Annotated in this window: 21 protein-coding genes; 2 read left to right on the top strand and 19 right to left on the bottom strand. The window is 71.7% G+C overall.

What is annotated here, in order from left to right; translation table 11 throughout:
• Nucleotides 1–35: 35 nt before the first annotated feature.
• The 15 genes from GA0070215_RS04185 to GA0070215_RS04255 all read right to left on the bottom strand — a co-directional run bounded on the left by GA0070215_RS04185 (nt 36) and on the right by GA0070215_RS04255 (nt 16,922).
• Entirely contained in the window at nt 36–1,247 is a 1,212-nt protein-coding gene (locus GA0070215_RS04185; RefSeq protein ID WP_018787453.1) for an LCP family protein, read from the bottom strand.
• A gap of 203 nt (nt 1,248–1,450) precedes the next feature.
• On the bottom strand, nt 1,451–2,698 hold the full coding sequence (locus tag GA0070215_RS04190; RefSeq protein ID WP_091041906.1) for an LCP family protein: 1,248 nt from the start codon (nt 2,696–2,698) through the stop codon (nt 1,451–1,453).
• Between the two features lie 74 nt (nt 2,699–2,772).
• Nucleotides 2,773–3,750 (bottom strand): NAD-dependent epimerase/dehydratase family protein, encoded by a 978-nt coding sequence (locus tag GA0070215_RS04195; RefSeq protein WP_091041909.1) that lies wholly within the window; start codon nt 3,748–3,750, stop codon nt 2,773–2,775.
• A 67-nt stretch (nt 3,751–3,817) separates the two neighbouring features.
• A complete protein-coding gene (locus GA0070215_RS04200) occupies nt 3,818–5,491 on the bottom strand; it encodes a solute symporter family protein (protein WP_018787450.1) in 1,674 nt (557 codons plus the stop codon).
• Entirely contained in the window at nt 5,469–5,837 is a 369-nt protein-coding gene (locus tag GA0070215_RS04205; RefSeq protein ID WP_018787449.1) for a DUF485 domain-containing protein, read from the bottom strand. The genes GA0070215_RS04200 and GA0070215_RS04205 overlap by 23 nt, the downstream gene beginning before the upstream one ends.
• Nucleotides 5,838–6,007: 170 nt before the next feature.
• Entirely contained in the window at nt 6,008–6,679 is a 672-nt protein-coding gene (locus GA0070215_RS04210; RefSeq protein WP_377469125.1) for a flavin reductase family protein, read from the bottom strand.
• The gene (locus GA0070215_RS04215; protein WP_018787447.1) at nt 6,660–8,348 is read right to left on the bottom strand and encodes a hypothetical protein; all 1,689 of its coding nucleotides are present in this window, start codon (nt 8,346–8,348) and stop codon (nt 6,660–6,662) included. Before GA0070215_RS04215 ends, GA0070215_RS04210 begins: the two co-directional genes overlap by 20 nt.
• Nucleotides 8,333–9,097 (bottom strand): ABC transporter ATP-binding protein, encoded by a 765-nt coding sequence (locus GA0070215_RS04220; RefSeq protein WP_018787446.1) that lies wholly within the window; start codon nt 9,095–9,097, stop codon nt 8,333–8,335. Before GA0070215_RS04220 ends, GA0070215_RS04215 begins: the two co-directional genes overlap by 16 nt.
• 137 nt (nt 9,098–9,234) lie before the next feature.
• The gene (locus tag GA0070215_RS04225; protein ID WP_018787445.1) at nt 9,235–10,875 is read right to left on the bottom strand and encodes a sodium/solute symporter; all 1,641 of its coding nucleotides are present in this window, start codon (nt 10,873–10,875) and stop codon (nt 9,235–9,237) included.
• Complete coding sequence (locus GA0070215_RS04230; protein ID WP_051090505.1) at nt 10,875–11,225, bottom strand: hypothetical protein; 351 nt, start codon at nt 11,223–11,225, stop codon at nt 10,875–10,877. The genes GA0070215_RS04225 and GA0070215_RS04230 overlap by 1 nt, the downstream gene beginning before the upstream one ends.
• Nucleotides 11,226–11,481: 256 nt before the next feature.
• Nucleotides 11,482–12,144: a DUF5701 family protein gene (locus GA0070215_RS04235; RefSeq protein WP_231394837.1), complete on the bottom strand. Its 663-nt coding sequence runs from the start codon at nt 12,142–12,144 to the stop codon at nt 11,482–11,484.
• Between the two features lie 67 nt (nt 12,145–12,211).
• A complete protein-coding gene (locus tag GA0070215_RS04240; RefSeq protein WP_091041922.1) occupies nt 12,212–12,979 on the bottom strand; it encodes a LytR/AlgR family response regulator transcription factor in 768 nt (255 codons plus the stop codon).
• Nucleotides 12,976–14,199 (bottom strand): sensor histidine kinase, encoded by a 1,224-nt coding sequence (locus GA0070215_RS04245; RefSeq protein ID WP_091041926.1) that lies wholly within the window; start codon nt 14,197–14,199, stop codon nt 12,976–12,978. The genes GA0070215_RS04240 and GA0070215_RS04245 overlap by 4 nt, the downstream gene beginning before the upstream one ends.
• 32 nt (nt 14,200–14,231) lie before the next feature.
• Nucleotides 14,232–15,737 carry a sugar transferase gene (locus GA0070215_RS04250; protein WP_091041929.1) on the bottom strand — a complete coding sequence of 502 codons (1,506 nt, stop codon included), beginning with the start codon at nt 15,735–15,737 and terminating at the stop codon, nt 14,232–14,234.
• 324 nt (nt 15,738–16,061) lie between these two features.
• Nucleotides 16,062–16,922 (bottom strand): Fpg/Nei family DNA glycosylase, encoded by an 861-nt coding sequence (locus tag GA0070215_RS04255; protein ID WP_091041933.1) that lies wholly within the window; start codon nt 16,920–16,922, stop codon nt 16,062–16,064.
• Nucleotides 16,923–16,946: 24 nt separating this feature from the next.
• Here GA0070215_RS04255 and GA0070215_RS04260 point away from each other — a divergent pair, with 24 nt between their 5' ends.
• A complete protein-coding gene (locus GA0070215_RS04260) occupies nt 16,947–18,215 on the top strand; it encodes a glycosyltransferase family 4 protein (RefSeq protein ID WP_091041936.1) in 1,269 nt (422 codons plus the stop codon).
• A 57-nt stretch (nt 18,216–18,272) separates the two neighbouring features.
• Here GA0070215_RS04260 and GA0070215_RS04265 read toward each other — a convergent pair whose 3' ends face one another.
• The 4 genes from GA0070215_RS04265 to GA0070215_RS04280 form a co-directional block, all read right to left on the bottom strand.
• Nucleotides 18,273–18,995, bottom strand: coding sequence for a CDP-alcohol phosphatidyltransferase family protein (locus tag GA0070215_RS04265; RefSeq protein WP_018787435.1), 723 nt, complete (start codon nt 18,993–18,995; stop codon nt 18,273–18,275).
• A complete protein-coding gene (locus GA0070215_RS04270; RefSeq protein WP_018787434.1) occupies nt 18,970–20,037 on the bottom strand; it encodes an iron-containing alcohol dehydrogenase family protein in 1,068 nt (355 codons plus the stop codon). The genes GA0070215_RS04265 and GA0070215_RS04270 overlap by 26 nt, the downstream gene beginning before the upstream one ends.
• Nucleotides 20,025–20,756, bottom strand: a complete 732-nt coding sequence (locus GA0070215_RS04275) for a phosphocholine cytidylyltransferase family protein (RefSeq protein WP_091041939.1) — start codon at nt 20,754–20,756, stop codon at nt 20,025–20,027. Before GA0070215_RS04275 ends, GA0070215_RS04270 begins: the two co-directional genes overlap by 13 nt.
• Nucleotides 20,757–20,826: 70 nt before the next feature.
• Nucleotides 20,827–21,282 carry an NUDIX domain-containing protein gene (locus tag GA0070215_RS04280; protein WP_244166848.1) on the bottom strand — a complete coding sequence of 152 codons (456 nt, stop codon included), beginning with the start codon at nt 21,280–21,282 and terminating at the stop codon, nt 20,827–20,829.
• Nucleotides 21,283–21,394: 112 nt separating this feature from the next.
• On the opposite strand from GA0070215_RS04280, the gene GA0070215_RS04285 reads away from it, so the two are divergent.
• Nucleotides 21,395–21,787 carry a CBS domain-containing protein gene (locus tag GA0070215_RS04285; RefSeq protein WP_091041944.1) on the top strand — a complete coding sequence of 131 codons (393 nt, stop codon included), beginning with the start codon at nt 21,395–21,397 and terminating at the stop codon, nt 21,785–21,787.
• The last annotated feature ends 58 nt before the right edge of the window (nt 21,788–21,845 follow it).

Consider the following 21,845-nt stretch of genomic DNA (forward strand, 5'->3'; position numbering starts at 1 on the left):
GGCCGGCCGATGGCGCTTTCGCGCAGGTCAGCAGGTCATTTTCGGGTGGAGAGGACGTCCGGATTGTTCACCACGAACTCGGCCAGCTTGTCGTTCTTCACCGCCCGGAACATCTCCATGCTGACCTCGTTCAGGAGCTCCCGTTCGCCGTTGCCGTTGAACGTGCCGCCGTTGGTACGGAGCATGACCAGGTCGTTGCCGGTCACGCCCTTCATGGTGAAGATGAAGTCCTCGATCGAGATCGCGCCGGTGTCCAGGACGAACGCCTCGCCGGCCGCCTTGATCAGCGCGTTCAGCTTGATCGGGTTGGTCAACGTCCCGCTCTGGGTCGCCTTCTTCGCCATCGCCTTGATCAGTTGCTGCTGATTCTGCTGCCGGTCGTAGTCGCCGTTGCGGAGTGTCTTGCGCTGCCGGGAGTAATCCAGCGCCTGCCACCCCTCCATCTCCTGGCAACCCTTCTCGTAGCTCACCGGCTTCATCCTCTTGCCGGTCTTCTTGGCGTCCGCGTTCCACATCGGCTTGCCGTCGACGTACGACATGTGCAGCGACGAGACGTCCTGGGTCACGCAGATGTTGATCGTGCCGATCGCGTCGATGACGTTCTTGAAGCCGCCGAAGTTGATGATCGCGGCGCCGTCGAAACTGATGCCGGTCATGCCCTTGATCGTCTTGGCCATGAGCTGGGCACCGCCCTCCCAGCCGCCGCCCTTCTGCGCGCCGTGGAAGAACGCGGCGTTGATCTTGTCGACGCCGCCCGGGTAGCCGCTCTTCTCGAAGGCCGGGATGCGGGCCTCGGTGTCCCGGGGGATCGAGATCAGGTAGGCCTGGTCGTGGCTGGCCGGGATGTGCAGGATGATGATCGTGTCCGACCGGACGTCGTCGGCGGCCCACCGGGCCCGCGCGTCCACGCCGAGCAGCAGCATGTCGATCGGGCCTTCGAGGCTGCTGCCGCCCTCGGCGTCGGTCTTGCCGGCCTCGCCGAGCAAGTTGCGCTGGGCGATGTTGTTCGTGGCCTGGCCGATGACCGCCTTGCTGCCGACGATCGCGACGCCGCTGGTCACCATGAGCACCGCGCCGAGCACCAGCGTGAGCTTCGCCCAGAGCGGGTCCTTGCGCTTGGTGCGCTCCTTCTTCGGACCGCCGGGGCCGCGACCGCCGGAACCGGGCTGTGTGGGGATGACCGGAGGGACCCGGCCGGATGATCCGGGTGCCGGTGACTGCGGGCGACGGCTGGTCTGGACCGACATTCGTGCTCCAGCTCGGTGATCGGGGGCGGGACCACTTTACGTATCTGTTCCCGTTTTCGCGACCTCGTAGGGGCGCAATTCCCGTCAATACCCTCCGACAGCTTCGGGTTGTGGCCGAATGGGCAGGGGTAAGGGGCCGGTCGGCGGTTGGCCTCGGTGGTGGTGAGGTCCTGAGGCACGACACCGGTCATGTCGTGGCGGCGTCAGCCGCCCGCGTTGTCGCCCGAACCCTTCTGGTTGGCCTGCATCCACTCGGCCATCCGGTCCGCGGCGATGGCCTTGTACATCGCCAGCGCCTTCTCCCGGTCGGAGACCACCACCGACTGGCCGTCGATGGTCTGGCCGCCCAGGTGCGGGCTGGTGACGAACGTCAGGTTGTCGCCCCGCAGGCTACGGAACTGCACTGCCATGTCGGTCAACGAGAATCCCTGGTCGACCGTGACGGCGGCGGTCACCGCCCGGAGGAAGTCGTTCAGCTTCTTCGGGTTGGTGAGCGTCCCGGTGCTCGCCGCCTTGTCCATCAGTGCCTTCAGGAACTCCTGTTGGTGCCGCATCCGGGCGAAGTCGCCGTCCGGGAACTGCTTGCGCTGCCGGACCCAGTCCAGCGCCTCGGCGCCGTTCATGTGGTTCACGCCCTTGGTGAACGTCCGGTACGGCTTGTGGATCGAGGTGATGGTCCGCTCCACCTTGAGATCCACCCCGCCCAGGGCGTCGGTGACCTCCTTGAAGCCGCCGAAGTCGATCGCCATGACGTGGTCGATCCGTACGTCGGTGAAGCACTCGACGGTCTTCACCGCCAACGGCAGGCCGCCGAACGCGAACGCTGCGTTGATCTTGTTGCGCGAGCCGGAGTCGCAGGACGCCCCGGCGCTCTCCGGGATCGGCACGTACAGGTCACGGGGTACCGAGACCAGGTAGGCGCGCTTGTGGTCGGCCGGGATGTGCATGACGATCACGGTGTCCGCGCGCCACTTGCCGCTTCCGTCGACCGGGGCGTCCGGATCCCGCGAGTCGCTGCCCACGAGCAGGATGTTGAACGCGCCCTCGACCTGCTTGGCCGGCCGCCCACCGGTGATCCCGGCGAACGGGTCGGTGCGCGCCAGGTCGTCGTCCAGGTTGCGGGCGTAGAACCAGGCGCCGAGGCCGCCGAGCAGCGCCAGCACCAGCACCGCGACGCCGGCCACCAGGCCGATGCGCCCCCAGTGCGGCCGGGGGCCACGCCGCCCGGGCCGGCCCGGACCGCCGCCACCCGGACCACCGGGACCGGGCGGTCCCACCGGGCCGCCGGGACCGCCCGAGCGGGGCGCCTCGTCGTGTGCGGGGTACCACCTGGTGTCCGAGGGCCGGGCGCGCCCGGTGGCGGCCCGGCCGGAGCCGGGAACCGGGGCGCGGCCCGCGCCCCGGTTCAGGTGTCGGGGGATCGGCGCGCCGGCAGACGAGGTCGCTGACATGTAACCGAGGGTAGGTCGGCCGGGCCACCGACGCCCTCGTACGCGCGCCGATGTCAGCCGCGTCCCCGTCCGGTTCAGTACCCGAGCCGCCCGCGGAAATACTCGATCGTGCGCCGGAGGCCGTCTTCGGGCGTGACGCTCGGCACGTATCCGAGCAGTTCGCGGGCGAGGGTCAGGTCCGGGCGGCGCATCTCCGGGTCGTCCGAGGCGCGAGTGATGTAGCTCACCTCGGACGCGCTTCCGGTGAGTGACACGATCGTCTCGGCCAGTTGCCGCATCGACATCTCGTGCTCGGTGCCGCAGTTGATCGGCCCGGTCTCCGTCGAGTCGAGCAGCAGCAGGATGCCGCGGACCAGGTCGTCGACGTAACAGATCGAGCGGGTCTGGTTGCCGGTGCCGTGCACCGTGATCGGCTCGCCGCGCAGCGCCTGGGAGATGAACGTCGGGATGGCCCGGCCGTCGTCCGGGCGCATCCGCGGACCGTACGTGTTGAAGATCCGCACGATCGCGGTGTCGGTGCCCCGGCTCCGGTGGTAGGCCATGGTGGCCGCCTCGGAGAAGCGCTTCGCCTCGTCGTAGACGCTCCGGATGCCGATCGGGTTGACGTTGCCCCAGTACGTCTCGCGCTGCGGGTGCTCCTTCGGGTCGCCGTACGCCTCGGAGGTGGAGGCCATCAGGAACCGGGCACCGTCGTCGGTGGCCCGCTCCAACAGCGCCAGAGTGGCCACCGAGCCGACCCGGAGGATCTCCACCGGCAGCTTCTCGAAGTCGGTGGGGCTGGCCGGGGACGCCATGTGCAGGATCGCGTCGAACCGCTCGGCCATCGCCGGGTGCTGCGGCAGGCCGTCGGAGATGTCCGCCTCGACGAGCGTGAAGGTCGGCCTGTCCAGCAGGTGGGCCACGTTGTCCTTGGACCCGGTGACGAAGTTGTCCAGCACCACGACGTCGCAGCCGCGCTCGACGAGCCGGTCGACCAGGTGGGACGGAACGAAACCGGCTCCGCCGGTGACGAGGATGCGGTGTCCGGTACCGAAGCGGGGAGCGACCTTCATGGCGGTCAGCCTATACACGCGAGGCGGGGCCCCCGCGTAAGGCAGGGGCCCCGCTCGACCGTGGTGATCAGTGCGCGCCGGCTCCGGTGAGCGAGCGCACCTCCAGCTCCGCGTACTTCTCCTCGTCGCTCTCCTTGGACAGGATCGTGCCGAGCCAGCCGCACAGGAAACCGAACGGGATCGAGATGATGCCCGGGTTGGACAGCGGGAACCACTGCCAGTCGTGGTCGGGGAACATCGCCGTCGGTGCGCCGGAGACCACCGGGGAGAAGAAGACGAGCACCACGGCGGCGAGCAGGCCGCCGTAGATCGCCCAGACCGCGCCCGAGGTGTTGAACCGCTTCCAGAACAGGCTGTAGAGGATCGCCGGCAGGTTGCCCGAGGCGGCGACCGCGAACGCCAGCGCGACCAGAAACGCCACGTTCAGGTTCTGCGCGTAGATCGACAGGACGATGGAGACCGCGCCGATCACCAGCGCGGAGATCCGGGCGACGTTCACCTCCTGCCGCTCCGACGCCTGCCCGTTCTTCATCACGTTGGCGTAGAAGTCGTGCGCCAGGCTGGACGACGACGCCAGGGTGAGCCCGGCGACCACCGCGAGGATCGTGGCGAAGGCGACCGCCGCGATGATCGCCAGCAGTGTCGCGCCGCCCAGGTCCCCGCCGAGGAAGTCCACCCCCAGCGCCTCGGCGAGCTGTGGTGCCGCCGTGTTGCCCGCCTTGTCCTGCTCGGTGATCGCCTGGCCGCCGACGATCGCCGCCGCGCCGAAGCCGAGCGCCAGGGTGAGCAGGTAGAACGTGCCGATGATGCCGATCGCCCAGAGCACGCTCTTACGGGCCGCCCGCGCGGTCGGCACGGTGTAGAAGCGGATCAGGATGTGCGGCAGGCCGGCCGTACCGAGGACCAGCGCGATGCCCAGCGAGAGCAGGTCCATCTTGCTGTAGAACGTCTTCAGCGCGTCGCCGGGTGTCTCCACGCCGTAGCGCAGCCCGGGTTCCAGGAACGCCGCCCCCTTGCCCGAGGCGCTGGCCGCGTCACCGAGCAGCGAGGAGAGGTTGAACTTGTACTTGGCGAGCACCAGCAGCGTCATCGCCAGCGCGCCGCCCATCAGCAGGAACGCCTTGACGATCTGGACGTAGGTGGTGCCCTTCATGCCGCCGACCGTCACGTAGATGACCATCAGAGCGCCGACCAGGATGATTGTGGCGACCTTGGCGGTGTCGGCGTCCATGCCGAGGAAAGTGGTTCCCGGCTTGATGCCCAGCAGCAGGGCGACGAGCGCGCCGGCACCGACCATCTGGGCCAGCAGGTAGAAGATCGACACCGTGATGGTGGAGACCGCCGCCGCGGTCCGCACCGGCCGCTGCCGCATCCGGAACGCCAGGACGTCCGCCATCGTGTACCGGCCGGAGTTACGCAGCAACTCGGCCACGAGCAGCAGCGCCACCAGCCAGGCGACCAGGAAGCCGATCGAGTAGAGGAAGCCGTCGTAGCCGTAGAGCGCGATGATGCCGGCGATGCCCAGGAAGGACGCCGCCGACATGTAGTCGCCGCCGATCGCCATGCCGTTCTGGAAACCGGAGAACGACCGGCCGCCGGCGTAGAAGTCGGTGGCGGTCTTGGTCTGCCGGCTGGCCCAGACGGTGATCGCCAGCGTGATCGCCACGAAGACCAGGAACAGCGTGATGGTGAGGTTCCGGGCGGTGGTGCTGCCCGCCTCAGCCGCGAGGACCGTGTTCATGGGTCACCTCCCCGATCTCGTCGCGGATCCGGTCGGCGACCGGGTCGATCCGTCGGTTGGCGAACCGCGAGTAGAGCCAGGCGATGACGAATGTGGAGACGAACTGGAGCAGGCCGAAGACCAGGGCGACGTTGATGTTGCCGATCAGCTTCGTGCCCATGAATCCCCGCGCGTACGCGGAGAGGATGACGTAGAGCGCGTACCACAGGAAGAACGCGACGGTCATCGGGAAGACGAAGCCGCGTAGCGCGCGACGCAACCCGGCGAACTCGTCCGACCGCTGGACGGCGAGGTACCGTTCCGCCGCCGACTCGGCGGGTGCGGACGCGGGAGTGTCCGTGGACATCTGTGGATCACCACCTTCGCAGGCGTGGGGAGTTTCGCGCACGGTAGAGAGCGCGCTCCCGGCCCGGGAAGGCTCCGCCGCCGGGCGGCGAACGGCTGCGCCGAACGGCACCCCCACTGCGCCCAGTGACCCACGTCACTCCGCTAACCGGTCGCCGCCGGAGCGAGGGGTCAGGCGGGGAGGTCGTGGTAGCGGCCCCGGTAGTGCAGCAACGGGGACGTGTCCCGGGGGAGGTCCACCGACTCGATGGTGGCCTCGACCAGCAGACCCCAGCCGTACTCACGGGCGGTGTCCAGGCGGCAGCCCGCCCACCCGCCGGCGTCGGCGGGCACCGGGCCGTACGGCGTCTCGGTCCAGGCGTCGAGCGCGAACAGGCCGCCGGGCGACGGGAACAGGCCCGCGAAGCGGTCGGCGAGCTGCCGGTGCTGCGGGCCCAGCGGGGCCACCGCGAACCGTCCCGCCTCCTCGACCGCCGCCCACAGGTCCGACTCCGGATCGACCAGGCCGAGCAGCCGGTCCGGCTCGCCCTCGGCCACGAGCGTGGAGGAGACGGTCAGCCCGGCCGGACCGGGCGCGGTCCAGAGCGTCACCGGCGCGGCCAGCCGTCCGCGCAGCCGGCGTACCGGCGAGCGTTGCGCGGCCGGCGCCGCGAACGGATCGGTGGAGTGGATCTGCGCGCCCGGCTCTGGATTCACGTGAAACATTGTGCCGCCCGCGACCGGGCGAGGCTCGGCGGAACGCCCACGGCGCCGGCGGTTCCACCACTGCCACGCGGTGACGCGGCAGAGCGGGTGTACGTGCGCACGCCCCGGCCGACAGGCATCAGCGCCTCGGCGTGACATCAGCCAGCAGCTCCGGCTGCCGGTGGTCGAGCGTGTCCCCCGCCATGTACGCGCCCAGCAGCGCCGCGCCCCCGCCGTACGCCAGGCCGACCGGCAGCGCCAGCCAGAGCCACACGTCGCCGAGCAGTGCGGCGCCCACCACGAACGGCACCGCCACCACCGCCGAGCCGACCATGGAGACCAGGGTGAGCAGGCCCTTGGTGAATCCCGCGCCGCTGTTCAGGGCGAACGGGTTGCTCGACTCGGGCAGCGAGTAGGCGCCGAGCACCGACACGAGCGCGTTGATCGCCAGCCCGCAGCCGTACGCGGCGAACAACGCGCCACCCATGACGCCGAGCCATTCGGGCCGGCCGAGGACGACGGCCAGCGCGACCGCGATCACGAGGAGCATCGGCACGACGTAGATCGAGAACGCGGCCATCCGGGCCCGTAGCTCCACCCGCCCGGGCACGCCGGCGATCAGGTTCGCGGCGTACGAGCTGCCGTCGAAGCCGAACTGGTTGGCGAGCGTCACCGCCGCGAGCGCGCCGACGAAGATCATGCTGAGGCTCACCAGGGCCGGCGACGAGTCGGCGCCGCCGAACGCTGCCCCGCCCTCGGTGCTGAACGAGAAGCCGCCGAGGTTCACCATCACCGGTACGAACACACCGACCACGGCGACGGTGATCAGGTTGGCCCGTCGCCGGGCGTCCCGCCACCAGTAGCGGCACTCGCGGGCGACGAGCGCGCCGAACCGGTCCCGCCGGGCCCAGCCCACCGCGCGGGGGAAGAGCTGCGCGACCGCGCCGCCGGCCACCCCGCGCGGCGTCCGCGCGGGGCCGCTGCTCGCGGTGCCCACCATCGCCGACTCCAGCGACCGCGACCACCAGAACAGGAGTACGCCGAGCGTCGCGACCGCGATCAGCAGCTTCACCACCGCGGCGCCGGCCCGGCCCTCGGCCACGTCGACACCGGCGGTCCACGGTGCGCCGAACGGCGTCCAGCCGACCACCCGGGCCACGCCGTCCAGCCGATCCCAGTCGGTCTGCCGTACCGCGGCGAGCACCAGCAACTGCAGCGGGCCGAGCAGCGCGGCCAGCACCGCGAGCAGCACGGCGGCCAGGTCGCGTACCCGGCGGGACCGCAGCATCGCCGCGAACGCGCTGGTGAGCGCGCGGGCGCCGGCCAGGCAGACGAGCAGCCCGAGGACCACGCCGAGTGCGCCGACCAGGGCGGCCGCCCATCCACCGAGTACGCCCGCGGTGACCACCAGCCCGGCCGCCGTGATCGCCGTCGCCAGGGCCGGCACGCTGACCAGGGCGGCAGCGAGCAGACCGGTGACCAGGGTGCGGCGGGACAACGGCAGCAACGCGAACCGGGCCGGGTCGAGCGTCTCGTCCACGCCGAAGAAGACGAGCGGCAGGAGCAGCCAGCCGAGCGTCAGCAGGCCCCCGCCGAAGGCGGCGATCATCAGCGCGTACCGCGACTCCCCGGCCAGCCCCGGCACGGCGAGCAGGAAGAACCCGACGGCGGCGAACCAGAGCCCGAACAGCACACCGAGGACGAACAGCGCGACCCGCCAGGTCTGGCCCCGGAAGTTGTTGCCGAGCACCCGCAGCTTCAGCCGGACGAAGTGCCAGGCCGACACGCGCCGGGCCGGACGCTCGGGGACGGTCACCGGGACAGCCACGACAACTCCTCGCCGGTCGCGGTACGGCCGCCGACCACCTCGACGAAGACGTCCTCCAGCGACCGGTCGCCGCGCACCTCAGCCAGCGTGCCGACCCGCTTGATCCGGCCCTCGGCCAGGATCGCCACGTGGGAGCAGAGCCGCTCGACCACCTCCATCACGTGGCTGGAGAAGATCACCGTGCCGCCGCCGCCGACGTACCGGTGCAGGATGTCGCGGATCAGCGCCGCCGAGACCGGGTCGACCGCCTCGAACGGCTCGTCCAGCACCAGCAGGCGCGGGCCGTGCAGCAGCGCGCAGGCCAGCCCGATCTTCTTCTTCATGCCCGCCGAGTAGTCGACCACGAGCGTGCGGCCGGCGTCGGCGAGCGCCAGCACGTCGAGCAGCTCCGCCGCGCGCTGGTCGACCACCGCCGGGTCCATGCCGCGCAGCAGACCGTGGTACGCCAGCAGCTCCGCCCCGCTCAGCCGGTCGAAGAGGCGTACGCCGTCCGGCATCACGCCGAGCAGGCTCTTGGCGCGGACCGGGTCCGCCCAGACGTCGTACCCGAGCACCCGAGCCTCACCGGCGTCGGGCCGCAGCAGGCCGACGGCCATGGAGAGGGTGGTGGTCTTGCCGGCCCCGTTCGGGCCGAGCAGGCCGTAGAACGAGCCGGTCGGCACGGCGAGGTCGACGCCCGCCACCGCGACCTTGGTGTCGAAGCGCTTGGCCAAGCCACGGAGGGAGAGCGCCGGGTGCTGGTCGGTCATGGTCCGACCGTATCGGGCTCCGGCCAGCGCCCGCTCCCGCCGGAGGACGGTGTTCCCGTCCGCCGGCGAGGCGGACCACGCCGAAGTGTTAAGCGGGGGCCCCTGCTCTACCGCAGGCGTTAAGAGGGGGCCCTTCCTTACAAGCGGAGCGACTCCGGGGTGTGCAGGCGGAGCATTGTCGCGCCGACGTCGCGGGGCAGCCGCCGCCGGCTCGCCATCGACACCACCACCATGACGGTGAACGCCAGCGGCACCGTCCACGCGGCCGGCTGGGTGGTGAGCGTCGCCGGCCACCCGCTCAGCGGCGGGCCGAGCACGGTGAGCAGCACCGCACCGACCGCCGCGCCGCCGCCGACCAGCACCCCGGCGGCGGCGCCCAGGTCGGTCAGGCCGCGCCACCAGATGCCGAGCACCAGCAGCGGGCAGAAGCTGGACGCGGCCACCGCGAACGCGAGCCCCACCACCTGCGACACGTCCAGCCCGGAGACGTTCAGGGCGAGTACCGCCGGCACCGCGCCGGCGATCACCGTGGCGATCCGGAAGCCGCGCACCGAGCCGCGTCCCAGCACGTCCGTGGAGATCACCCCGGCGACGCTCGTGAGCAGGCCGGACGAGGTGGACAGGAACGCCGCGAACGCCCCGGCCGCGACGAGCGCGGCCAGCAGCCGGCCGGTCGTGCCGTCACCGAGCGCCGCCCCGGGCAGCAGCACCACCACCGCGTCGGTCTGGCCGCTCACCAGCAGTTGCGGGGTGTAGATGCGGCCCAGCACGCCGTAGACGGTGGGCAGCAGGTAGAAGACGCCGACGAGCGCCAGCACCACCAGCGTGGTGCGGCGGGCGGCGGCGCCGTCGGGGTTGGTGTAGAAGCGGACCAGCACGTGCGGCAGGCCCATCGTGCCGAGGAACGTGGCCAGGATCAGCGAGTACGTGGCGAACAGTCCCCGGTCGTCCTCGCCCGCGGTGTCCGGCAGCAGCCATTCGGTGGCGCCGGTAGCCGCGCCGGACACCTCCGGCACCGGGTCACCGGCGGCGAACTCCAGGCGGTCGCCGGGGCGTACCTCCCGGATGTCGCCGTCGGGCAGGGTGAGCGTCGCGCGGTGCTCGACCACCACTGTGGTCGCGGTCCGGAACGTCGGCCCGTCGGGCGGAGTCACCGCCGGGCGGGCGTCGGCCTGCCACTGCAACGCCAGGAAGATCGCGGGTACGGCGAGTGCGGTGAGCTTCAGCCAGTACTGGAACGCCTGCACGAAGGTGATCGCCCGCATGCCGCCCAGCGCCACGTTCGCGGTGACCACCACGGCGACGAGCAGCGCCCCGAGCGGGTACGGCGAGCCGGTGAGCGTGGCCAGCGTCAGCCCGGCGCCCTGCAACTGCGGCACCAGATAGAGCCAGCCGATGAAGATCACGAAGACGGTGGCGAGCGTGCGCAGCCGGCGGGAGCCGAGCCGTACCTCGCAGAAGTCGGGCAGTGTGAACGCGCCGGAGCGGCGCAGCGGCGCGGCCACGAACAGCAGCAGTGCGAGGTATCCGGCGGCGAAGCCGACCGGGTACCAGAGCACGTCCACGCCGTACTTGAGGATCAGCCCGGCGACGCCGAGGAAGCTCGCCGCCGACAGGTACTCCCCGCCGATCGCGGCGGCGTTCCAGGTCGGGCTGACGGCGCGGGACGCGACCAGGAAGTCCGAGGTGGTCCGCGCCAGCCGCAGCCCGTAGAAGCCGATGCCGACGGTGACCAGGGTGACGGCGACGATCGCCGGGACCACGTAGCCGTTGGACATCAGCGTTCCGGCCGTCGGATCAGGTCGACGAAGTCCTGCTCGTTGCGTTCGGCCAGCCGCACGTACGCCCAGCCGACCACGATCAGGAACGGGAAGGACACGACACCGAGCAGCAGCCACGGCAGGTTGACCCCGAGCACCGTGACCCGGCCGACGGCGGGCGCGATGGCGAACAGCCAGGGCAGGCCGCCGAGCCCGATCAGCACCAGCAGGCTGAGCCGCAGGGCGAGGGAGAGCTGGGCGCGCATCAGACCCTGTACGAGCGTCTCGCCGACCGGGGTCTGCTGGGTCAGCTCGGACCGGGTGCGGTCGGCCGGGTCGCCCGTCCGGGAGACCTCGGCCAGCACGATCCGGGTCCGCTTCGGCGCGGTGGCCGGTCCGCTTTCCGGCTCGCCGGCCGGTGTGGAGGCGCGCGGGCCGGGAACCGGGGCGGCCTCGGCGGGCCGCCCCGACGGTTGCTGTTCCTCGGCTCCGGTCACCCCCGGCAGTCTCGCCCGCTGAGCGGGATTGTCAAGAGCACGGTTCCGAGCCCTGTGCACAACCTGTGGATAACGCTTCACGGTTGTGGATAACCCGGTGGATGACGTGGAGTCGTTGTGGACAGCGTCAGCTCAGCCCCACCCGTACCGGATTCGCGGTCGCCGAGCCGAGCCAGGTGTGCGGGTTGCCGAACCAGCACCACCCGAGCTTCGGCGCACCCTGGCTGATCCACAGCGCGGGCACCCGCCGGTCGCCGCAGCGCGACCCCACGAGCGAGAAGCACCTGTTGCTCGCGAGCGCCTGTGGGTGCAGCGTGACGAACGCCAGCCCTTCGTCGATGGTGATCGGCAGGCGGTCCTTCGTGGTCATGTCCTCGAGCGCGGCCGACGGCGGCACGTTGCGGTACTCCTCGCCCCGGTCCACGTCGAAGAGCAGGTACGCGGGCCCGGGCGGCACCTCCAGCTCCTTGATCGGGTGGAAGGTGGGCAGGTCGTCGGCGGGGAAGTTCCGGTCGAGGACGCCGGTCTTGCGCTTGCCGGCGAGCGTGGTGAGCGCGATCCGTTCCGGCACCGGCACCAGTTCCCGCGTGGTCACCAGCAGGAACGGCACCCGGGCGTCGGTGGGACCGGCCGACCCGGCGGAGCCGGTCACCGCCGCGTCGCGCAGCGGGGTGAGCAGCGCCCGGAACTCATTCTCGGTCTGCCCGGCCGGTGCCGGGTACCCGAGCTGCACGAGGCGGTCGAGCTGGCGGTCGAACTCGGTAGCGGCGTCGAAGCGGTCGTCGGACATGCGGTCCTCCACCCTGACGTACGGTCTGCCGTACATTGTACGTCAGTGCTCCCGACACCCCCGTTCCTCAGCGGCTCCAGTCCTGTTTCGCGGCGCGGACCAGCTTGTCCTTCAGCTCCCGGGTGTGCCGGCGACTCACCGGCAGCTCGGATCCGTCGATCACCACCACGTAGCCGGAGTTGACCAGCCGCAGCTCGGCGATGAGCCGCAGCTGAACCAGATAGGAGCGGTGGATCCGGACGAACCCGGCGTCCGCCCAGCGCTCGGCCAGCGTCGCCAGCGAGACCCGGACCAGGTGCGACCCCTCCGCCGTGTGCAGCCGCGCGTAGTCGCCCTGCGCCTCCACCCACCGCACCGCCGAGCGGGGCAGCATCCGGGTGGTGCCGGCCAGCTCGATCGGGATGGTCGGATCCTCCTCCGACCGGGCCAGCGCGGCCGGATGCGACGGCACCACCCGGGAGCCGATCACCCGGCGCAGCGACTCGGCCAGCCGCTCGGCGCGTACCGGCTTGCGCACGTAGTCGGTGGCGCCCAGGTCGAACGCGTCCACCGCGCCGTCGTCGTACGCGGTGACGAACACGATCGCCGGCGGCCGGGCGAACCGGCGCAGCACCCGGGCCAGCTCCATGCCGTCCAGCCCGGGCATCCGGATGTCGAGGAACACCACGTCGACGTCGTCGTCGCGCAGCACGCGCAGCGCCTCGGTCGCGTCCCCGGCCGTGTGCAGCCGGGCCACCCGGGGATCGGCGCGCAGGTGGTACGCCAGCTCGTCGAGCGCGGGCGGCTCGTCGTCCACCGCCAGCACCCGGAGGAAACCGGTGCCGGTGACGGTCACGACGACGCCCGGACGCCCGGATGGAACTTCGGCACGCGCATGCTGACCTTCGTACCCGAACCCAGGCCGGTCTCCACGACCAGGCCGAAACCGTCCCCGAAGACCGACCGGAGCCGTTCGTCCACGTTCGAGAGGCCGACGTGCTGCCCCGGGTCGTCGGCCGGGTCGCCGGCCGCGCCGGACACCTCGGCGATGCCGGCGGTGAGCGTCGTCGGATCCATTCCCACCCCGTCGTCCTCCACCGTGATGTGGCACTCCGCGCCCGCGTCCCGGGCTTCGATGCTCACCATGCCGGTGCCCGGCTTGCGGGACAACCCGTGGCGTACCGCGTTCTCCACGAGCGGCTGGAGGCAGAGGAACGGCAGCGTCACCGGCAGCACCTCCGGCGCGATCTGAAGTCGCACCTGGAGCCGCTCACCGAAGCGCGCCCGCTCGATGGTCAGGTAGCGGTCGATCGAGCGCAGCTCCTCGGCGAGCGTGGTGAACTCGCCGTGCGCCCGGAACGAGTACCGGGTGAATTCGGCGAACTCCAGGATCAGCTCTCGCGCCCGCTCCGGGTCGGTGCGCACGAACGAACCGATGGCGGTGAGCGCGTTGTAGATGAAGTGCGGGCTGATCTGGGCGCGCAACGCGCGTACCTCGGCCCGCGCCAGCCGCTCCCGCGACGACTCCAGCTCGGCCAGCGCGAGCTGGTCACCCGCCCAGTGCGCGGTCTCCAGGGTCGCCTGCACCAGACCCGGAGCCGGGCGTTCGTCGGCCACCGCCACCAGCGCCCCGACCACCCGCCCGTCCGCGCGTAGCGGCGCCACCACCGCGCCGCGGACCGGGCAGTCGACCAGATCGCAGCGCAGGTCCGACTCGCCCAGCACCGTGGAGCGCCCGGCCTCGGCCGCCCGCCGGGCCGCCGCGACCAGCTGGTCGCCGTGGTGCGCGCCCTGCCCGTCGACCGCGAGCAACGCGTTCCGGTCCGTCAGCGCCAGCCCGGCCGCGCCCACCAGGGCCCGCAGATGGCGTACGGCCTTCGCCGCGTCCGCCGCGGTCAGGCCGGCGCGCAGCGGCTCGGCGGCGAGTCCCGCGGTGTGCAGCACCTCGTACGTGGCCCGCTGCGTGGCGGTGGCGATGCCCCGCCGGCCGCGCAGCCGCAGCACCGCCCAGAGCGCCGCGGCCAGTGCGGTGACCAGCGAGACGACGGCGAAGACGGCGGAGAGGTTGCCACCCACGCAGCGATCCTGCCGGGTGCCGGCCGGTAGCGCTAGTACGCGCCCTTGCGGGCCAGTACCACGCCCACGGTCCGCCACAGGATGCTCAGGTCGTACGCCAGCGACCAGTTGTCGACGTAGTAGAGATCGAGCCGGACCGCCTCGTCCCAGGACAGGTCGGAGCGGCCGGAGACCTGCCACAGACCGGTCATGCCCGGACGGACGAGCAGCCGGCGCCGCACGTCGCCGAGGAAGTCGCCGTCGTCGGCGGGCAGCGGGCGCGGACCGACGAGCGACATCTCACCCCAGAGCACGTTGATCAGCTGGGGCAGCTCGTCCAGCGACGTGGCACGCAGGAAGCGGCCCACCGGGAAGACCCGGGGGTCCTGCTTCATCTTGAACAGCATGCCGTCGGTCTCGTTCCGGTCGACCAGGCCGGCCAGCCGCTCCTCGGCGTCGACGTACATGGTCCGGAACTTCCAGACCCGGAACGTCCGCCCCTCGTGGCCAACTCGGGGCTGGCGGAAGAAGACCGGCCCGCGGTCGGAGATCCGGATGGCGACGGCGACGGCGAGGAAGAGCGGGACCAGCAGCAGCAGGCCCAACCCGGCGGCGACCCGGTCCATCAGGTTCTTGGCCAGCAGCGCCGGCCCGGACAGGGTCGGCTCCTCGACGTGCAGCAGCGGAAGGCCCTCGATCGGGCGGATGTGCACCCGGGGGCCGGCGATGTCGGTGAGCTGGGGCGCGACCACCAGGTCGACGCCGGAGCCCTCCAGCTGCCAGGCCAGCCGGCGCAGCTCGCCCGGCTCGGCGCTGGCCGAGCCGCAGACCGCGATCGTGTCGCCGCCGACCTCGCGGACCAGGGCCAGCACGTCCCGGCCCGCGTACACCGGCACCGGGGTCTCCAGGCCGCGCGCGGCGGCGTACCCGTCGGTGAGGTGGATGGCCACCGGCACGAGGCCGACGGACGGGTTCCGGGTGACAGTGGTGAAGACCTCCAGGCACTCCGGAAGCGTGCCGACGAGCACCATCCGGTGTCCGGCGTGACCGGCGCGGCGACGCAGCGTGTGCAGGCCGGCCCGGGCGATCATCCGACCGAGCAGGATCAGCAGCATGGCACCGAGCAACGCGAACCCGACCGTCCACCGGGACAGCGACGTCACCGTGGCGAAGGCCAGGAACGAGACGGTGGCGGCCACCGCCACGCCGGAGCGAATGACCCGCTTGTACTCGTCCGGCCCGAGGCCCAGGTAGCGCCGGTCGTACGTCCGGTTGCCCCACAGGAAGAGCACCCAGCCGAGCGGCAGGAGCAGGAACGCCACTGTGTAGAACCACGCCTGGGGGGCGTTCTTGAAGCCGGAGTCGGCCTGCTCGAAGATCTGCACGGCCAGGAAGCTGGCCAGGGCGGCCGCGCCGAAGTCGAGCAGCAGCAGGATCGCAATGTAGGGCCGGTGCCAGCGGGACACCCGGCGCCGCGCGCGGGCCCACGCCAACCGGGGTACGCCGTTGTGCGACGGCGGAGTCGGCGGCTGGATCTCAAAGCTGTCGACGTGCCGCACGCTCTTGCTCCGGCCTCTGTCGGTTACCGGGCGCTGGAGGCTTGTCGTCACCTCAACCCATGTCCTCCCGCATGACCCGCGCCCTCACTCGCCGTGAGGACCCGGGTCGCTCACCGTCCCAGTCTCCCACGCGGGCCCGGTCCGGACCGGCCCCCGCGAGGAAGCCGTTCCGTTGGTACTCGGTGAGATCTGGCCGGCTCCGAATCAGTTGTGAAGCCGGGGACCGAGCCACTATACCGATGGATGACGGCTCGGGTAGAGGGGCGGACCGGACCTTCGGTGATCGCGGGTCGATTCCACTCGGTAACCGGCGAATCCGGTTACTCACCGTACGAGGCGGGACAACCTTCGGTCAGCCAGCGGCTTGCCGCCGGTCTGACAGGTGGGGCAGTACTGGAGGCTCGAATCGGCGAACGAGACCTCCCGCACGGTGTCGCCGCAGACCGGACAGGGCATGCCTTTCCGGGCGTGTACCTTGAGGCCCGAACGCTTCTCGCCCTTCAGCTCCGCGGCCCGCTGCCCCATCGACCGGCTCACCGCGTCGCCGAGGACCGCGCGCGTCGCCGCGTGCAGACCGGCGAGCTGGTCGTCGGTCAGCCGGTCGGTGATCGCGAACGGCGACAGCCGCGCCGCGTGCAGGATCTCGTCCGAGTACGCGTTCCCCACCCCGGCCAGCACCGACTGGTCGGTCAGCACACCCTTCACCTGACCCCGGCGGCTGCGCAGCCGCTCGGCGAAGGTCGGCAGGTCCGCCTCCAGCGCGTCCGGCCCGAGTTTCGCCACGCCCGGCACCTGCGCCGGATCGGTGACCAGGTAGGCGGCCAGTTTCTTCTGGGTGCCGGCCTCGGTCAGGTCGAAGCCGGAGCCGTCATCGAGGCGTACCCGCACCGCGATCGGGCCCTTGCCGGGCCGCAGCGGGGTCGCCGTCGGGAACGCCTCCCGGTAGTGCAGCCAGCCCGCCCGGGCCAGGTGGACCACCAGGTGCAGTCCCTCGTCGAACCGGACGTCCAGGAACTTGCCGTACCGGCCGGCGCCGGTGACCGTACGGCCGGCGACCACGCTCGGCGGCGGGTCGTACGTCTTCAGCGCGCTGATCGCGGCGACCTCGAACCGCTCGACGCGGCGGCCCACCGCACGCTCGCGCAGGTAACCGGCGAGCGCTTCCACCTCCGGAAGTTCGGGCATCGTCCAACGGTAGCCTTCTTTCCCGTGAGAATCGTGGTGGCGCACAACCGGTACCGGGAAGCCCAGCCCTCCGGCGAGAACACCATCGTCGACGCGGAGATCGCCCAGCTCACCGCCGCCGGTGTGGAGGTGCTGCCGTTCCTGCGCAGCTCGGACGAGATCCCGTCGATGTCCAAGCCGGCCAAGGCGCTGCTGCCGATCTCGCCGATCTGGGCGCCGAAGGCCCAGCACGACCTCGACCGCCTGCTCACCGAGCACCGGCCGGACGTGTTGCACCTGCACAACCCGTACCCTCTGCTCTCGCCCTGGGTGGTGCGGACCGCGCACAGGCGCGGCGTGCCGGTGGTGCAGACGGTGCACAACTACCGGCAGGTCTGCTCCTCGGGCCTCTACTTCCGCGACGGTGTGATCTGCCAGGACTGCCGGGGCCGGGCGTTCGGAGTGCCGGCGATCGTGCACCGCTGCTACCGCGACTCCCGGGCGCAGAGCGCGCTGATGGCGACGACCCTCGCCGTGCACCGCCCCACGTGGAAGTCGGTGGACCGGTACGTCGCGCTGACCACGGCCGTCGCTGATCATCTGCGCGACTACGGCATCCCGGACGAGCGGATCGTGGTCAAGCCGAACGCGGTGCCCGACCCCGGCACCCCGGCGCCGGCCGGGAACGGCTTCCTCTTCATGGGGCGCCTCAGCCCGGAGAAGGGCCTGGACCTGCTGCTCGCGGCGTGGCGGCGGCACCCGGTGGGTGCGCTCGGCCCGCTGCGCGTCGCCGGTGACGGCGAGCTGCGTCCGATCGCCGAGGCGGCCGCCGCCGAGCGGCCCGACGTGTTCTACCTGGGCCAGCTCGACCGCTCCGGGGTACGCGCGGCGCTCGCCGACAGCTCCGTGGTGCTGGCCACCTCCACCTGGCACGACGTGCTGCCCACCGTGATCATCGAGGCACTGGCGGCCGGGCGGCCGGTGCTCGGGACCGCGCTCGGCGGCATCCCGTACCTGGTGGGCGCGGACGGCCCGCGTGAGCCCGCCGGCACCGGCCCGGCCGAGGTGGCCACCGCCGTACCGGGCGACGGGCGGGTCGCGTTGCCGACCGGGGTGCAGCGCGGCGAGGCCGGCTGGGTGGTGGCACCCGAGGTGGACGCGCTGGCCGCCGCGCTGCCGCTGGCCGCGGCCGAGGCGGGGATGCTCGCCGGTGCAGCCCGGTCCCGCTACGAGCGCACCTTCCACCCCGACGTGATCACCAAGCGCCTGATCGACGTCTACGCGGGCCTGGCCAGGGGGCGGCCTGCGCGCTGACCCAGGTGTTAGGAAGGGCCCCTTTCAATGCACGAGGCGTTAATAGGGGGCCCTTCCTTACCGCAGGGAGGCGCGGGCGGAGAAGGCGATGCTGGCCAGCAGGAAACCGCCGTTGACCACGGTGAACGCGGCCATCAGCCAGAACGCCAGCGCGGGCGCGAAGGCCAGCACCAGGCCGGCCACGAAGATCACCGCGCCGTAGTCGCGGACCAGCTTGACCAGGCGCACCGGGAGCGAGGTCGAGGTGACCATGCTCGCCGCGTTCGGCCCGGACTGCATCACCGACGTCACCAGGTTGACCATCCAGGTGCCGGCGAACACCGCCACCAGCCATACCGGCGTGGACGGGCGCTGCGCCACCGCTGTCGCACCGATGGCGGCCACCAGTGCGATCTGGGCGGCCACGTCGCAGAGCACGTCGATCCGGGCGCCGGCCGCGCTGCCCTGACCGGTCACCCGGGCGAGCTGCCCGTCGGCGCAGTCCAGCGCGTACGCGATCTGCCAGGCCACAAGCGCGACCAGCCCGACCACCCAGGCCGGTACGGTGCCGGCTGCGACGTCGTCGGCGAGCGCCACCACGGTGATCGAGGCGGCCAGCCCCAGCACCAGGTTGGCCAGCGTCAGCGCGGTCGGGCGCAGCCCCAGGCGCTGGGCAGCCAGCGCGAAGGCCGCCCCGATCCACTGGCTGATCGACTCGCTGAACAGGCCGCCTCCCCGGTTGACCCGGTGGAAGTCGGCGACGGTGGGACGGGGCTCAGCCAACGTGGTCGCGGAGGGCACCGGCGTAGTCTGCCAGCCGCTCCCGCGTCTCGGTAGCCGACATCGCGAGGTGTTCGAGGATGGTGTAGCGGTCCGGACGGGTGGCCGGCGCGAACTGCACCGCCTCCACGAACTGGTCGTCGGTCAGCTCGACCTCGGCGGGCAGGCGGGGCAGCCCGTGCCGGGTCAGGCAGGCCGCCATCTCGGCGAAGCGGCGCTCGTCGCCGCGCAGGAACGTGCAGAACAACGCGCCGAGCCCGGCCAGTTCGCCGTGCGAGGCGGTGCCGGGGAACAGCGCGTCGACCGCGTGCATGACCTCGTGGCAGCCGCCGCTGCACGGCCGGCTGGTGCCCTCGATCGCCATCGCCAGGCCACTGGAGATCAGCGCGTCGGCGAGCACCGTGACGAAGCCGTCGTCGCTCATGTCGCCTGGGTGGTTGAGCACCGCCTCGGCGCCGGCCCGCGACAGCGAGGCGGCCAGCCCGTCGACCCGCTCACCGCGGACCCGCCGGGCCAGTTCCCAGTCCGCCAGCGCGCTGATGTTGCTGATCACGTCGCCGATGCCGGCCCGGTTGTGCCGTTCCGGCCCGGCCTCCACGAAGTCCAGGTCCACGATCACCGCGATCGGGATGTGCACGCCGTAGGAGCCCTTCAGGCCCTCGGTGATCAAACTCGCCACCGGCGAGGCGATGCCGTCGTTCGCCAGCGCGGTCGCCACCGACACCATCGGCAGACCGCGCCGGGTCGCCGCGTACTTGGCCACGTCGATCGTCTTGCCGCCGCCGATGCCGACCACCGCGTCGTACGACCGGGAGCGCAGCTTCGCCCCCAGGTCGTCGGCGGCGTCGAGCGTCCCCCCGGCCACCGTGAACACGTCCGCCGAGCGCAGCGACGGCCGGATCAGCTCGGCGATCCGTTCGCCCTGCCCCGGCCCGACCACCACTGCGACGTCGCCACCGGCGGAGATCCGCCCGTCGGAGAGGATCGCCGCCAGGTCGGCCACCGCACCCCGCCGCACGTCGATGTGCAGCGGGGTGAGGACGCTGCGGGCTAGTAGCGGCACGCGATCTCCCGCGCCCGGGCCAGATCGGCGTGGTTGTCGACCTCGACCCAGGAGACGTCACCGATCGGGGCCGCCCGCACCTCGCCCCCGCGCTCGGCGAACTCCTGGTAGCCGTCCTCGTAGTAGAGGTTCGGGTCACGCCGCCAGGTCGCCTCCAGCGCGTCGGCGAGCGGCGCGGCCACCTGCGGCTCGATGAGCGTCGCACCGATGTACTCGCCGTACGCCTCGCCCGGGTCCATCAGCTTGGTGATGCGGGTGAGCTGGCCGGCGGCGTCGAAGGTGGTCTTCATCTCCTCCTCGGCCAGCGGCTTGAGCGTGTCCACGGCAAGCAGGATGCCCGGGCCCCGCTCGGCCAGCAGCGTCTTCTCCACGCTCACCGGGTGCACGGTGTCGCCGTTGACGAGCAGCACGCCACGGGAGAAGTGCTCCCGCGCCAGCCAGAGCGAGTACGCGTTGTTCCACTCCTCGGCCTTGTCGTTGTGGACCAGGGTGATCGTGACGCCGTACTTCTCCTCCAGTGCGGCCTGGCGTTGCCGGACCGCGTCAGCCGCGTAGCCGACCACGATCACGACCTCGTTCAGCCCCACCTCGGCGAGGTTGCGCAGCGCGATGTCGAGGATGGTGGTTTCCCCGTCGACCGGCACCAGGGCCTTGGGCAGGGTGTCGGTGTACGGCCGCAGCCGGCGCCCCGCACCTGCGGCGAGCACCATCCCGATCATGCCGACACGCTCCTTTACTCGACCCGTTTCCACCCGGCGAGGATATCGCCGGGCACGGACCCGCAGTGGTTCAGCCCGTCAGCCCGATCGAGCGCAGCGCGGCGAAGCCGTCCTCGGCGATCCGCCGGATCAGCCCGTCGTTGACGTTCCGGTGCTCATCGAGCAGCGCGATCTCCGACTCCGCCAGCCAGCGGAACTCGGTGTGCTTGCCGGTCTCCAGCCGGGGCCGGCTCAGGTCGCCGTCGACCCGGACCAGGAAGTCGGTCTCCACCCGGGTCAGGCCGTCGTCGGCGGTGTACCGGTACTCGCCGACCAGGCCGAGCACGTGCGACACGGCCCAGCCGGTCTCCTCGCTGACCTCCCGGCGCAGCGCGTCGTCGATCTCCTCGCCCGGTTCGAGGTGGCCGCCGACGATGTCCCAGCAGTTCGGGAAGAGGCGTCGGTCGGGGGATCGGCGTTGGATGAAGATGCGGCCGTCGTCGTCGACGATCAGCGCGCCGGTGCAGCGGAGGGGCTCGGTGGGCACCCTCCGACAGTAGCCATCCGGGCCGTCCGGAGCGATGCCCGTTCTTGTCCCGGTACGCATCGATGGCCCACCATGTCCGTACTCAGTCGCCGTCCCACAGGGGTGATGTGTGATGCAGGTACGGGAAGCGATGTCCAGCGAGGTACTCGTGGTCGGGCCGGAGCACACGCTCCGGCAGGCGGCCCGGATGATGTCGGCCCGCGGTGTCGGGTCGGCGGTCGTGATCGACCCGGACTCCGAAGGGATCGGGATCATGACCGAACGCGATGTGCTGAAGGCGATCGGCGCCGGGCTCGATCCGGATGTCGAACGCACCGGCGCCCATCTGACCTGGGACGTCGTCTACGCCGGCCCGGACTGGACGGTCGAGGAGGCAGCCGCGGCGATGGCCCGGGGCGGGTTCCGTCACCTGGTCGTGCTCGACGGCCGGGAGGTGGCGGGAGTGATCTCGGTACGGGACCTGATGCGGGTCTGGGCGGGTGAGCACGCGCCGACCCGTACCTGATCCTTCCCGGCGCGAGCGGCGCCGGAGAAAGGGCGATGGCCCGGCCGATATCGGCCGG

Origin of the sequence: Micromonospora marina (assembly GCF_900091565.1) — a bacterium.
In the GTDB taxonomy this organism is placed as follows: Bacteria; Actinomycetota; Actinomycetes; order Mycobacteriales; family Micromonosporaceae; genus Micromonospora; species Micromonospora marina.